7 protein-coding genes are annotated in these 13,694 nt (G+C 57.3%); 1 reads left to right on the forward strand and 6 read right to left on the reverse strand.

The annotated features are described in order from the left end of the window. The first annotated feature begins 254 nt into the window (after positions 1-254). Complete coding sequence (locus HMPREF2836_RS01690) at positions 255-1,193, forward strand: dihydrodipicolinate synthase (RefSeq protein ID WP_246822798.1); 939 nt, start codon at positions 255-257, stop codon at positions 1,191-1,193. 175 nt (positions 1,194-1,368) lie between these two features. Here HMPREF2836_RS01690 and HMPREF2836_RS01695 read toward each other — a convergent pair whose 3' ends face one another. The 6 genes from HMPREF2836_RS01695 to HMPREF2836_RS01720 form a co-directional block, all read right to left on the reverse strand. Beyond that, a complete protein-coding gene (locus tag HMPREF2836_RS01695) occupies positions 1,369-3,075 on the reverse strand; it encodes an ABC transporter family substrate-binding protein (protein ID WP_049338240.1) in 1,707 nt (568 codons plus the stop codon). A 257-nt stretch (positions 3,076-3,332) separates the two neighbouring features. Beyond that, positions 3,333-5,033, reverse strand: coding sequence for an ABC transporter family substrate-binding protein (locus HMPREF2836_RS01700; protein ID WP_070629218.1), 1,701 nt, complete (start codon positions 5,031-5,033; stop codon positions 3,333-3,335). Positions 5,034-5,365: 332 nt separating this feature from the next. Continuing rightward, positions 5,366-7,075, reverse strand: a complete 1,710-nt coding sequence (locus HMPREF2836_RS01705; protein WP_070629220.1) for an ABC transporter family substrate-binding protein — start codon at positions 7,073-7,075, stop codon at positions 5,366-5,368. A 443-nt stretch (positions 7,076-7,518) separates the two neighbouring features. Further along, a complete protein-coding gene (locus HMPREF2836_RS01710; RefSeq protein ID WP_070629222.1) occupies positions 7,519-9,219 on the reverse strand; it encodes an ABC transporter family substrate-binding protein in 1,701 nt (566 codons plus the stop codon). Between the two features lie 414 nt (positions 9,220-9,633). Next, positions 9,634-11,364, reverse strand: a complete 1,731-nt coding sequence (locus tag HMPREF2836_RS01715) for an ABC transporter family substrate-binding protein (protein WP_070629224.1) — start codon at positions 11,362-11,364, stop codon at positions 9,634-9,636. A gap of 368 nt (positions 11,365-11,732) precedes the next feature. Then, positions 11,733-13,433, reverse strand: a complete 1,701-nt coding sequence (locus HMPREF2836_RS01720) for an ABC transporter family substrate-binding protein (protein WP_070629227.1) — start codon at positions 13,431-13,433, stop codon at positions 11,733-11,735. Positions 13,434-13,694 lie beyond the last annotated feature (261 nt).

Raw genomic sequence — 13,694 nt, forward strand, 5'->3', positions numbered from 1 at the left:
CTTTCCTTATGTTCCCTTTCCCTTATGCCCTGTTTCCTGATGTGCTGATTCTTTGAGCCGGGTTTGCTGGGCAGGGTTTGCTGGGGTTTAGGCACTACCCTGGGGTATTTCTGCTAATGTAAGAATACGCTCAACAAGGAAGTTCTCAAGTGATAGGGAATACGATGATGTCTTCTGATACTAGGACATGGGATACCGGAGTGTGGGAAGAGCAGCAAAAAAAGCTACGCGCTCTTTCTCCTGTTCGGCGGCTGATGCGTCGGCTCAATCTTGAGGCGCTCATCTATGAGTCCGCGCCGTTCCCGGTTCTGTTGCGTAAGCTCTCCGCGCTGATTCCAGCCTGCCTTCTGTGGTGGGTTATCTACGAGCCGCACCGGCTTGCTTCCTCCACCCACCTCCCCGAGGGTACCCACGCCATTACTCTGCTCCCCGGAGCCTGGGGCGACCCCACTACGGGGGCTTATGGAGGTCTTCCTGAGCTGCCGGGGGTCCTCGTGCGCTGGGTACTGTGCATCGCGGCAATGGTGGCTGTCGTTCATCTCTGCGGCGTCAAGGCGAAGGGCCAGAGCTTCACCATTCCTCACGATGCGCGTTCACGGTTGATTGCGCTGATGCAGGCTCTGGGCATTTTCGGGGCTTTTGCGCTGGTCGTCTGGATCGAGTACATGATGACTCCGCTGACCCTCATGTTTGAAACCGTGTACGCGGGCCCGACCGCCGTCTATAGCGGCGACGGCATGATTCCCCTGCACCTGTTCCTGTCCTCGTCGTTGAGCGCTATTTTCTTGGGCTATTTCTGCGTGAATATTCTTGCCTCGCTGAATATCCCCGGGTACCTGGGCATCCCCGCAATTATTTACGTGGGGGCGCTCCCTTGGGCTCAGGCGGAGCGGCACCAGTTCACGTTGGCGCTGGCGTGGGTCATTGCGGTGACGCTGGTGAGTTGGCTCGTGCGCGGCATGTGGGGCACTCTGCTCGCCTGCGTGGGCTATTCTCTCTGGATTGTGCTGGTGGCAACCAGCGGTGATCCTTTTGACCTGTCCGCCAATATGAGCCGTGTGCTCGTGATTTTGGGTTTCCCGCTGGCTTTCATCGTTGCTGGAGGCGGCATTTACCGCATCTTCTATCTGCGGCAGAACCCGAAGATGTTGAGATACCTGCAGGAGCGTGCCCTGTACCTGGGCGAGTGGTAGCAACCGGTTAGGGCGGCGTTCCACTCCCCCTCGTTTTTTGTAATTACATATCCCGCTAATGTATCCAGCTAAAAGACACAGAACAAGCGGGACAGAAAAATCCCGGGCACTCTCTCGTGAGAGTACCCGGGATTTCGAGTCCTACAGGACGGCTAGAGCGTTACCGTAAGCGGTACTACTCCTGCCAGCCAACGTTGACCCAGTAGTCAGCGCTGGTGTAGCTCTGCTTGAACAGGGACGGACCGTAGTTCGCGACCTTAGCCTTGACAGCGGCGTACATCGGGCCGTTTGCGTAGGGCAGGTACACTGCGACCTTCTCGTAGTAGAGCTTCTCCGCCTCGTTAGCGATCTTGATGCGCTCGTCTTCCTTCTCGGTGTTCTGCAGCTTCTCGATGAGCTTATCAACTTCGGGGTCACCGACTCCGAACACCTCGGTGGTGAAGAAGTAGGGTGCCGAGGAAGCCAGGTCGGGCAGAACGCCCCAACCGGTGAAGATTGCTTCGTAGCTCTTCTGGCCGAGCACGGAGTTGGAGTTCGACTGCGGCTGGTTGTCAGCGCTCAGGCGGATACCTGCGGACTTCAGCTGCTGCTCCAGAATCTGGTAGACCGCCTGGTAGACCGCCTCGGAACCGAAAGAGGTCAGAGCGAAGCCAGCAACCTTGCCGTTCTTAGCGTAGTAGTCGCCGGACTTGGAGTAGCCTGCGGCCTCCAGAATCTTGCCTGCAGCCTGTGCACCGGTGTCACCAGCGTAGTTGTTCTGGTAGCCCTTCTGGAACGGCATTGCGATGATGGAGCCGGGCAGCGGCTCGGTCCAGCCGAGCTGCGAGAAGTATGCCTTAGCAATCTGCTCGCGGTCCACAGAAGCGAGGATTGCGCGGCGCAGTGCCAGGTCCTCGATGCGCTTGGGGTTCAGCTGAATGATGTTGACGTTGGTGTTCTGGCTCTGGCGAATCTCGGTGCCTGCCTGGCCCTTCACAGCGTTGTAGCTGGTTGCGCCCACGAAGGTAAAGGCGTCCAGTTCGCCGTTCTTGAAGCTTGCACGGATTGCTTCGGAGTCCATCTGACGCCAGATGATGCGGTCCAGCACCGGCTTCTCGCCCCACCACTTGTCGTTCTTGACCAGGGTGAGAACCTTCTGGGAGGAGTTCCACTCGCCAACCTTGAAGGGGCCAGCCCAGTACTGGTCGAGGGGCTTGTCAACGAAGCCTTCGTTGAAGAGGTTGACGTCTTCCAGTGCGGGGTGGATTGCGAAGGCGCACAGACCCTCGGAGGGGTAATACGGAGCCTTCATGGTGACCTTGACGTGGAAGTTGTCGCCGTCCACAGCCTCGATGCTCTCAACCTGCTGCCACATGGTGTTGTCGGTGATGTGGTAGGGGTTGTCGGTGGTTGCGCGGTAGACCTTCCACACGGCGCGAACAGCGTTCACGTCCATGGGGGTGCCGTCGTTGAAGGCAGCCTTGGGGTTGATCTTGAAGGTCGCGGTCTGCACGCCATCGACGGTCTCGGTCTTGTGCTCGGTGCAGAACTCGGGGTTGAGGGTGCCTTCACCGTCGGGGCTCATGGTGTAGAAGCCCATCACGGCGGGAATGTTGCAGGGTGCCAGTGCGTCCAGGTTGCTGGAGGTGTAGCCGCTCTGGGTCTGCAGGTTGAAGTTCGGGCCCAGGGCGGTAGCCGCGAGAGTCAGGGTACCGCCCTGCTTGAGGGAGGAACGGTCCTGCTTGTTGACCTGAAGGTTCTTCAGAATATCTTCAGCGTTGTTAGCAGCGCTACCGCCAACCTTTTCCTTCGATGAGCTGCCGCAGGCAGCCAGTAGACCAACGGTGCCGAGGGCAACGGTGCCGGTCAGGAGGGTACGGCGAGAGACAGACATGCTCTTCATGGAATTTCTCCTAGAGTATTCGCAGTGTTGTGGAGGCGGCGTGCGAACGGTGCATAACCAACGCTCCAACCCGGCGGGAGGACAGTCTCTGCCGGGGTTGCGGGCAGAATGCCCACATTTGTTTTAAGTATATCCGTGTGGCTCTCTTAGGAACGGGAAAGCGGCGTGCTACAGAAGGTTTTAATCCTTTTGTAACACGCCGCTGTAGCGCTTTTACCCCTTATGGAGTGTGTGAGCGGTGCTCAACGCTTAGATTTTTACTTCTCCCAACCGACGTTGATCCATACGTTCGGGTTGTAGTAGGGCAGACCGAAGAGCATGGGGCCGTAGTTCGCCAGGCCCTTACGGCATGCCTTGAAGTTCGGGCCGTTATTGGTCGGGACGTAGATTGCGACCTCGTCCAGGTGGCGCTTCTCCAGCTCGTTCATGATCTTGAGCTGTTCCTTCGGGTCCTCGGTGGACATCATGGTTGCTGCCAGCGAGTCCAGATCCTTACCGTGACCGTTGTTGGTCTCGGAGATGTAGAAGTAGTTCGCTGCATCCACCGGGGAGGTGGTGATGCCGTAGCCGCCGCTCTTGATGGTGAAGTTCTTCGCGGAGATGATGCTTGCCATTTCGGATGCACCGTGGTTGTCGATGCTCAGCTCGATGCCGATTTCCTTCATCTGCTGGGTGAGGAACTGTGCGGTGGAGCTGACGACCGGGTCGGTACCGAAGGTGGTCACCGAGTAGGAAGCCTTAGTGCCGTCCTTCTCGTAGTAGTCGCCGTTCTTGGTGTAGCCTGCATCTTCGAGGATCTTGGTGGCGACGTCCTTGCCGAGCTTGGTCGGGTAGTTGTCCTGGTAGCCTTCCTGCATGGGCAGCATGCACATGGAGCCGGGCAGGTTTTCCTTCCAGCCGAGCTTCTCGTAGCGCAGCTTGAGCAGCTGGTCACGGTTCAGGGCTGCAACGAAGGCACGGCGTACGGGCAGGGGCATCTTTTCGGGGTTGATTTCGTAGTTGCCCACGGCCAGTGCGCTACCCTTGCGGATGTCGACGTTAGCGACGGTGGAGAGCTCGTTGTAGGAGCTAAGGGTGCTTGCGTCAGCGTAGTCAATCTCGCCGTTCTTGAATGCTGCCTGCTCTGCCTGGGAGCTCATTTCACGCCAGGTGATGCGCTCGAGCAGAGGCTTGGTGCCCCACCACTTCTCGTTGCGGACAACGGTGAGGACCTTGCCAGAGGAATCCCACTCGCTGACCTTGAAGGGGCCTGCCCAGTACTTATCCAGGGGCTTACCGTTCATGCCGTCGTTGAAGAATGCGACGTCGACGAATGCCGGGTGCAGGAAGGAGGTGAAGCTGCCTTCGATGGGGTACCAGGGCTTGGACATGGTGACCTTCACGTGGCGGGTATCGCCGTCCACAGCCTCGACGCTTGCGACCTGTTCCCAGATGGGCGAGGGGGTGATCTGGTAGTCCGAACCGGATGCCGCGGCGGTGTAGATGGTCTGGTAGCTCTTGACGGCGTTCACGTCGATGGGGGTACCGTCGTTGAAGGCTGCCTTGGGGTTGATCTTGAAGGTCACGGTCTGCACGCCGTCAACGGTTTGCGCCTTGTATTCGGTGACGTAGTCCTCGTTCATGTGGCCTTCACCGCGGAAATCAGCGTAGTAGCCACCGGTGAATGAGGAGTTAATGGCCGCCTGAATGTTCAGGTTACCTGCGGTGTAGCCGTTGGTGTTGAGGATGTTGAAGTTCGGGCCAATGCCGTCTGCGCTCAGTCGCAGCTCGCCGCCGTTCTTAAGGGCGGAGCGGTCCTTCTCGTTGTAGGAGACTGCCTTGGACAGGTCGTCGCCAGCGGAGAGAGCGTTGCTCTCGGTCTTGGAGGAGTTGCCGCCGCATGCTGCGAGCAGGCCGACGGTACCCAGGGCAACGGTGCCGGTGAGCAGGGTACGACGGTTGAGGGTGAAAGTGGTCATTAGTTTTCCTCAGTTAGGTGGGATGCTGCTTTGCTGTACGCGGGGGAACACAACCCGCACACCTTTGTGACAGCACGCACATTTTGCATTGGCAATAGTATACACACATTTCCCACGCACTATGACCCAGTTCACCGTTTCAAGGAAAATATTTCAGCCAATTCCCGAAACCACCCCACCACAAAACCACCCATCAAAAACACAGAAAAGCCCCGCGGCACCCCGCCTCTAAGGCGGAATACCGCGGGACTTTACCCTTCCGGAGTCTTATGCCGGCGCCTCCAAAAATTCAGAAACCACCGAATAGGAATCCAGAAAATTAACCTGTGGCTTTAGTTCTGCCAACCCACATTGGTCCAGCGCTTGGGGTCGGTGTAGCTGGTTGCGAAGAGGGAAGGACCGTAGTTAGCCAGCTTCTCCTTCACAGCTGCGTAGCTGGGGCCGTTAGCGTAGGGGAAGTAAATAGCGACCTTCTCCATATGCTGCTTCTCAGCCTCAGCAGCCATCTTCAACTGCTCATCGTGGGATTCCTTCTCGTAAATGGACGCGATGAACTTATCCAGTTCAGGATCACCCACACCCTCGTTGATTTCGCTGGTGTAGAAGTACTGGACGCTATCTGCGGGGTCAGCGCCAATACCCCAACCGGAGAAGGCGCAGTCGTACTGCTTAGCACCCATCACGGAGTTGAACTGGGACTGCGGCTGGTTGTCCTGCTCGAGCTTAATACCTGCCGCCTTGAGCTGCTGCTCGAGGTTCTGGAACTGAGCCAGGGAGGTTGCATCCGAACCGAAGTAGGTGATGGAGAAGCCTGCAGTCTTGCCATCCTTGGCGTAGTAGTCGCCATTCTTGGAGTAGCCTGCTGCTTCCAGGATCTTTGCCGCAGCCTCGGCACCGGGGTTAGAGGGCATAGCGTCCTGGTAGCCCTTCTGGAAGGGCATAGCAATCAGGGAGCCGGTCAGGGGCTCTTCCCAGTTGATCTGGCCGAACTTGACCTTAGCCAGCTGGGAGCGGTCAACCGCGGCGAAGACTGCACGGCGCAGGGCGGTGTCGGTCACGCGGGTCGGGTTGAACTGCAGGTTGATCACGCCAACGCTCTGGCCGGAGCGAATCTGAACACCGGGCTGACCCTTGACAGCGTTGTAGGTTGCCAGGCCAGCGAAGCCGATGCTGTCCAGCTCGCCGTTCTTGAACGCTGCGCGCTCTGCTTCGTCGCCCATTTCGCGCCAGATGATGCGATCCAGCAGCGGCTTCTCGCCCCACCACTTGTCGTTGGGCACAAGGGTGAGGGTCTTAGCCGAAGAGTTCCACTCGCCAATCTTGAAGGGGCCGGACCAGTACTGATCCATGGGCTTGTTCACGAAGCCGTTGTTGAAGAGCTCCTTGTCGGTCAGTGCGGGGTGCAGACCGAGCAGGCCGAGGGTCTCAGCGGGGTACAGGGGCTTGGACATAACAATCTTGACGCGGGTCTTGTCGCCATCCACGGGGTCGATGGATGCTACCTGCTGCCAGAAGGGAGCGGCGATAACGTTGTAGCCGTCATCGGGGTTGCGGTAGACGGTCCACGCGGCGCGGATTGCCTCAATGTCAACGGGGGTGCCGTCGTTGAAGACAGCCTTAGAGTTGAGCTTGAAGGTGATGGTCTGCACGCCGTCAACAGTCTCAGCCTTGTAGTCGCTGACGTAGTCGTCGTTGAGGCTGTAGTCGCCGGCAGGGCTTAGGGAGGTGAAGCCGATAGCGGAGGGGATGTTGCAGGCGCCACCGAATGCGGTGAGGTTCTCGGTGGTGTAGCCGCTCTGAGTCAGAATGTTGAAGTTCGGGCCGACTGCAGAGACGCTACCGCGGAACTCGCCACCCTGCTTGAGGGAGGAGCGGTCCTGCTTGTTGATTTCGAGGTTCTTGACGATTTCCTCGGTGCTCGAAGCAGCCTTACCGCTGATCTTCTTGTCAGAGCCGCCGCCGCATGCAGCGAGCAGGCCGACGGTACCCAGGGCAACGGTGCCGGTCAGCAGGGTACGGCGATTAATACGTAGATGAGTCATGTATTCTCCTCATGCCGGAGGGCTCAGGTGCTATTCGATAAGCGCACCGTGTTGTGCGCCGATTTTGCGGGAGCGCCGAAGCTCCCGCCCATCACCTTTGTGAGAGCCCCCACATTGTTTGTGGTTGAAACACAGTATACCCCCAAAAGAAGCGACGCAGACCACAGTCCAATCCGTGGAAGAACTATACACCGTCTAAAAATCACGGGTTCAGCGCCCGAACCCGCATCATCACGCGGAAGCCGCGTGCGAAAACTAAAAAATGAAATATTATGTCGCATTGGCGCGCGAGCGCGTCACACCCGGTACTTTGAGAGTCGTTACAAGTTACAAGCACAGCGTCGGGGCAACTAAAGCGCGCTGAACCCTCCACAAGAAAAAGCTCCCCACCCCTATACGACACTGCGAAAACGTATAGGGGGCAGGGAGCTTAAAACTGCGGCTTATGCCATCCAGCCGACGGTAGACCAGTCGGTGGTCTTGAAGAGGAACGCACCGTAGTTAGCGAGCTTCGGGCGGCATGCCTTGAAGTCCGGGCCATTGAGGAAGGGGATGAAGAGGCAAACCTCGCTCATGTGCTTCTTCTCAATTTCGTTGCACTTCTCGGCGCGCTTAGCGTCATCGAGGATGGTGACCGTCTCGTCGACCATAGCGTCGATTTCGGGGGTGCCGACGCCGTTCCAGTTCTTGGAGTGGTAGAAGTACTCGGCTGCACTGGTCGGCTCGGAGGTCACGCCGAAGCCCGAAATGCTTACGTCGTACTCGCGGTTACCAACAACCTTCGAGAATTCAGACTGTGCACGCGAATCGAGCTCGAAGTTAATGCCGATTTCCTTCATGCTCTGGATGAAGGTCTGTGCCTGGCCCTTGGTGGTGGCGTCATCACCGAAGGTGGTCAGCTTCAAGGTGATGGTCTTGCCGTCCTTCGCGTAGAAGTCGCCGGACTTGGTGTAGCCTGCCTTCTCCAGGACCTTGCGTGCTTCCTCCGGGTTACGTGCCGGGTAGTTGTCGCGGTAGTACTGGGAGGAACCCAACAGAAGCATCGAGCCGGGAACTTCTTCTTCATAGGGCAGACCCTGGAAGCGAATCTTTGCCAGAGCACCACGGTCGATACCCAGGAAGATTGCCTTACGCACAGCAACATCAGTGATGTGCTCTGCGTTCAGGTTCATGCCGCCGGCGAAGAGGCGGCGACCGCGGCGGATTTCAGAGTTCGCAACGTCCTTCATCTCGTTGTAGGCGCTGAGGGTACGTGATTCCACGACGTCCAGCTCGCCGTTCTTGTAGGCGGCGCGAGCTGCAGCGTCTGCCATTTCACGCACGACGATGCGGTCCAGCTTGGGCTTCTCACCCCACCACTTGTCGTTGGGCACAGCAGTGAAGGTCTTCTCGGAGGAGTTCCAGCCGTTGGGTGCCAGGGTGAAGGGGCCGCAACCGAGCTCGGGGTGGGGGTTGTCCACGAAGCCTTCATTGAAGAGGTTTACGTCGAGCATCGCCGGGTGCAGGATTCCGCCGAAGAGCAGACCCTTGACGGGGTTGTGTGCAGTCTTGAAAACAACGCGTGCGTGGTAGCGGTCGCCATCGATAGCTTCAACGCTTTCGATGTACTCGTAGATACCTGCTGCGGCAATCTTGTATTCGCCGTCGGGGTCACGCTGGATCTGCCAGGTTGCCTTGAGTGCATCGATGTCGATGGGGGTGCCGTCGTTGAAGACTGCCTTGGGGTTCAGGCGAACCTCTGCGGTGATCTTGCCGTCTACTTCCTTAGCTTCGAAGCCGAGGCAGTAGTTGGGGTCGAGCTCGTCTTCACCCTTGAAGGTGCTGCGCCAGATGCCGGCACCGGCGATAACGCCCATGGTTTCGGAGACGGAGGTGCTGGAGCCGTTCTGGGAGAAACGGTTGAAGTCCGGACCGAGGGAGTAAGTGCTCAGGTTCAGGGTACCGCCCTGCTTGAGCTTCGAGGCATCTTGCTCGTTGATTTCATAGAACGGGGTTTCGCTTGCCTTGTGCTCGGTCTTGGAGGACGAGGAGCCACAAGCGCTCAGTACGCCGGCAGCAGCGACGGCGGTTGCGCCGCCGAACAGTACGCGGCGGCTCATGATCGGGTTGAATCCGGAGAGGGAGGGGATGGGGTGGGGGCTCATGATGGGCTCCTTGCGGGGTGTGGACTGCGCTGATGCAGTGTTTGCAGTGTAGAGTGGGTGGCTCGCGTGCTCTGGAGGCGGGGTTTCCGCCTGTAGGAGCGCCTGCTATCTGCGGTGATGGGCGGGCAGGTCAAGCCATGCAAAATAATGTGACCTAAAGCTATGTTCTAAGCCACATTTAATATTTTTAGTAGTGTACACCACACGCATCACTACAGGTGCGCAACACGATAAATATTTCTAAATTATTACGCCCAGCCCTAATGCAACGGGTCTAAATCCACATCGACATAACCCCACCACCCTTCACGCAACACCCCTCCCCCACTTACCGCCTCCCAAATAGCTAACGGGCACAGCAAAGCGGGCCGAATGTGCACATACACATTCGACCCGCTCATAGGGCAGAACCGTTTAGGAGTTCATCCAGCCCACAGCAGCCCAGTCCATCGACTTGTACAGGCGCGGACCGTAGTTAGCCAGATTCTTCTTGACCATCACAAAGTCAGGACCGTTCGTAATGGTACCCAGGAAGGCAAACTCAGCCATGTGCTTCTTCTCAATCTCGTTGCAGGCGAGGTTACGTTCCTTGTCATCCTCAATGAGGGTCATGGCGTCGATGAGGGCGTCGATTTCCTTGCTGCCGATACCTTCGTTGTTCTCGGAGTAGTAGAACTGCTTGGTACTCTCGGTCGCGTCAGCAGAGACCGAGTAGCCACTGAAGGAAATATCGTAGTCCCAGTTACCCAGGATGGTGGCGAACTCACTATCAGCGTGCTGATCGATCCGGATCTCAATGCCGACATCCTTCATCTGCTGGGTGAAGGTCTGAGCCTTACCCTTGTTGGTCGGGTCATCACCGAAGACCACCACTGCACAGCCAGCCTTCGTGCCGTCCTTCTCGTAGTAGTCGCCGTTCTTGGTGTAGCCGGCGGCCTCCAGAATCTTCTGCGCCTCCGAAACGTTGTTATTCGGGGTCGGATAAGAATCCTGGTAGTAGGGCGAGAAGGGCATGTGAATCATCGAACCGGGGATAGCTTCTTCGTAGGGCAGACCCTGGAACTGAATCTTTGCGAGTGCTTCACGGTTGGTGCCGACGAAGATTGCCTTACGCAGGGCAGCATCCTTGACGCGGCGGGGATTGATATCCAGGCCGCCAGCGTAGAGGCGGGTGCCCTTACGAAGTTCGGTACCCGCAATGTTCTTCACCTCGGCATAGGTGGATGAGGTGCTTGCACCGATAGCGTCAATTTCGTCATTCTTGAACGCGGCACGTGCAGCGCTGGACTCCATCTGGGTAAAGACGATCTTGTCCAGCAGGGGCTTGGTGCCCCACCACTTGTCGTTGGGTACAACGCTGAAGGTCTTCGCGGTGGAGTCCCAGCCCTTATCTGCCAGGGTGAAGGGGCCAGCCCAGTACTCGGGGTGGGGCGCATCCACGAAGCCGTTGTTGAAGAGCTCGACGTCTTCCAATGCGGGGTGCAGAATCTCAGAGAAGAGGCTCTGCAGCGGGTAGAAGGGCTTGGAGAAGGTGACGGTTGCGCTGTAGTCGTCTTCGCCCTTTTCTACGGATTCGACGAATTCGTAGATGCCGCTGGTGACAATGTTGTAGCCGTTATCCAGGCTCTTGAAGATGTTCCAGGTGGACTGGAGCGCCTTGTAGGTGATGGGGGTGCCATCGTTGAAGACAGCCTTGGGGTTGAGCTTGACGGCAACCTGAATCTTGTCGCCCTTCTTGCTGTGCTCGAAGGAGACAGCGAAGTCGGTGTTCAGCTTGTAGGTGCCATCAAAGTCGAGGTTCCACATGCCAGCCTGGCTGATGGTGCTCATAACGTTGACGTTATCGCTGGTGTTACCGCTCTGGGTGTAGAAGTTAAAGTTCGGGCCGATGGATCCGGCGGGCAGGCGCAGGGTGCCGCCCTTCTTCAGGCTGTTCACGTCCTGAGCGTTGATGTTGTAGAGGTCTTCGATATTGGCACCGGCGCCGGCGGCCTTGGTCTTTTCGGAGCTTGCGCTGCCGTTGCCGCAGGCGCTGAGCAGACCTACAGCTCCCAGAGCCGCGGTGCCGCCAACGAGCGCGCGGCGGCTGAAGCTGTTCTTGGTCGCTTCGTGGCTACTCGCGGTGTATGCGGTGTTGGCGGTCATGGGAGTGGTTTCCTTCTGTCTTGTGTGGGCGAGTGTATCCCGTATTCCCGAAGTATTGATTATTTATGCAGAGCACTGCATAACTTTGTATGATTCCACTGTAGCGCGCCTCAGGATCGAAAACCAAGCATTTTTACAATATTTCTTAATATTTATCGTGTTTTTTGAATATTCATACTATGAATACCCTGTTTTTGCGCGAATTTTTTGAATTTTATCGGATAGCTATACCACCGCTCCCCTGCATCGGTACATAAAAGCACCCAAAGCACCCCCTCCAGAAATGCAAAAAGTGTCCACCCGGATGATCCGGGTGGACACTTTCAATAGCTCCAGGCTATTCACCTAGTAAGTGAAGAGTTGAGGACTTACTTAGCCCAACCAACCTTCTCCCAGTGAATGCCGGTGCCCTGGAAGAGGGACACGCCGTAGTTGCGCAGACCCTTCTTCACGAACTTGTACTCGGGGCCGTTGATGAGCGGAATCAGCACTGCGAACTCAGCCAGGTGCTTCTTCTCGATCTCATTGCAAGCCTGGTTGCGTTCCTTGTCGTCTGCAATGAGCTTCATCTTTGCAATCATCTCATTGATCTCATCGGAACCAGCTTCCTCAGGCTTACGGCGCATGTAGAACTGCTCGGTAGCCTCGGTAGCATCCGGGGAGCTCGGAGCGAAACCGGAGGAGGTTGCGTCGTAATCCTTGGAGGCCATGGTCTTGTTAAACTCGCTAACAGCACGGGAGTCGAGCTCAGCATTAATACCTACGGACTTCAGCTGCTGAACCAGGGTCTGACCGACAGCCTTGGAGGTGGGATCCTCACCGAAGATGGAGAACTTGAAGGCAGCCTGCTTGCCGTCCTTCTCGTAGAACTCACCGTTCTTGGTGTAGCCTGCATCTTCCAGAATCTTGGATGCTGCAGCTGCATCGTTGTTCGGGGTCGGGTAGGTGTCCTGGTAGTACTCGTTGAAGGGCATGTGAATCATCGAGTTGGGAAGCTTCTCTTCGTAATCCAGGCCCTGGAAACGAACCTTGGCGAGAGCCTCACGGTTCAGACCAGTAACCACAGCGCGGCGCAGAGCAACATCCTGCATGCGGGCGGGGTTCATGGTCACGCCACCGGAGAACAGGCGAGAGCCTCGGCGGATCTCGATGTTAGCAACGTCCTTGAGCTCCTTGTATGCGGAAGCGGTGGTAGCACCAATCGCATCAAGCTCATCGTTCTTGAATGCCGCGCGCTCAGCAGCGGGATCCATCTGACGGAAGACAATGCGCTCCAGAACGGGCTTCTCGCCCCACCACTTGTCGTTGCGGGTCAGGGTCAGGGTCTTCTCGGTCGAGTTCCAACCACCTTCAGCAATGGTGAAGGGGCCAACCCAGTACTCGGGGTGCGGCTTGTCAACGAAACCAGTGTTGAAGAGTTCCTTGTCCAGCAGAGCCGGGTGCACAATGCCAGCAAAGAGGGTATTCAGCGGGTAGTAAGGTGCGGAGAAAGTTACCTTCACCTTGAAGTCATCACCGTCGCGCTCCACGGAAGCAATGCTGCTGTAGATGCCGCTGCTTCCGATCTTGTAGTCACCATCGGTGCTCTTGAGGATGTTCCAGGTAGCCTGCAGAGCCTTGTAGTCGATGGGGGTACCGTCGTTGAACTTAGCCTGGGGGTTCAGCTCAATGGAGACGACGGGCAGACCGTTTTCTTCGGCGACATCGAAGCTCTTCGCAAACTCGGGAGCCAGAGTGCGCTTACCCAGGGGGTCACCCTGCCACAGGCCTGCGTAAGCCACGGGGCTCATAGCGGTCTGGGTGTACAGGGAGTTGCCGTCCGCGCTGAAAAGGTTGAAGTCCGGACCAATACCCGGAACAGCCAGGCGCAGAGTGCCGCCATCCTTCAGCTCAGATACAGCAGCCTCACCAAGGTCATAAAGCTCCTTGGCATCGGTGCCCACGGTTGCACCCTTGGTGGTTGCCTTGGAGTCCTTGGACGAGCCGCACGCAGCCAGTACGCCCACGGTACCCAGTGCTGCAGCGCCACCGAGAACGGTACGACGGTTCAGGATGAAATTCTTCTCCATGAGAGTGTCCTCTTATACGTTTGACCCTCAATAATCCTGCAGGAAAGCGTCAAGGGTTCCCTGCTCATGCGCCGCAATAGGCTGCGGTGAGCGGTGAATTAGTGCCGGTCTATGAATGTGTTCCTTGAGGTACGCCCCTAGCGGCGCACCCACAGGCTTAATTATGGCTTACCCGCGGTATAGAAGCTCGCCTATAAATATTCATATCTTGAATGGTGAGAAAGGTTACGCCTAGTCAGTGCAGTTTTTCCTGTTTTCTTG

Origin of the sequence: Rothia sp. HMSC065C12, from assembly GCF_001812085.1 — a bacterium.
Lineage (GTDB): Bacteria > Actinomycetota > Actinomycetes > Actinomycetales > Micrococcaceae > Rothia > Rothia mucilaginosa.

Excerpts from the sequence above, each read along its gene's own strand:
- HMPREF2836_RS01690 (WP_246822798.1), top strand. The coding sequence starts at position 255 with ATGCGTCGGCTCAATCTTGAGGCGCTCATCTATGAGTCCGCGCCGTTC.
- HMPREF2836_RS01715 (WP_070629224.1), bottom strand. The coding sequence starts at position 11,364 with ATGACCGCCAACACCGCATACACCGCGAGTAGCCACGAAGCGACCAAG.
- HMPREF2836_RS01705 (WP_070629220.1), bottom strand. The coding sequence starts at position 7,075 with ATGACTCATCTACGTATTAATCGCCGTACCCTGCTGACCGGCACCGTT.
- HMPREF2836_RS01700 (WP_070629218.1), bottom strand. The coding sequence starts at position 5,033 with ATGACCACTTTCACCCTCAACCGTCGTACCCTGCTCACCGGCACCGTT.
- HMPREF2836_RS01710 (WP_070629222.1), bottom strand. The coding sequence starts at position 9,219 with ATGAGCCCCCACCCCATCCCCTCCCTCTCCGGATTCAACCCGATCATG.
- HMPREF2836_RS01720 (WP_070629227.1), bottom strand. The coding sequence starts at position 13,433 with ATGGAGAAGAATTTCATCCTGAACCGTCGTACCGTTCTCGGTGGCGCT.
- HMPREF2836_RS01695 (WP_049338240.1), bottom strand. The coding sequence starts at position 3,075 with ATGAAGAGCATGTCTGTCTCTCGCCGTACCCTCCTGACCGGCACCGTT.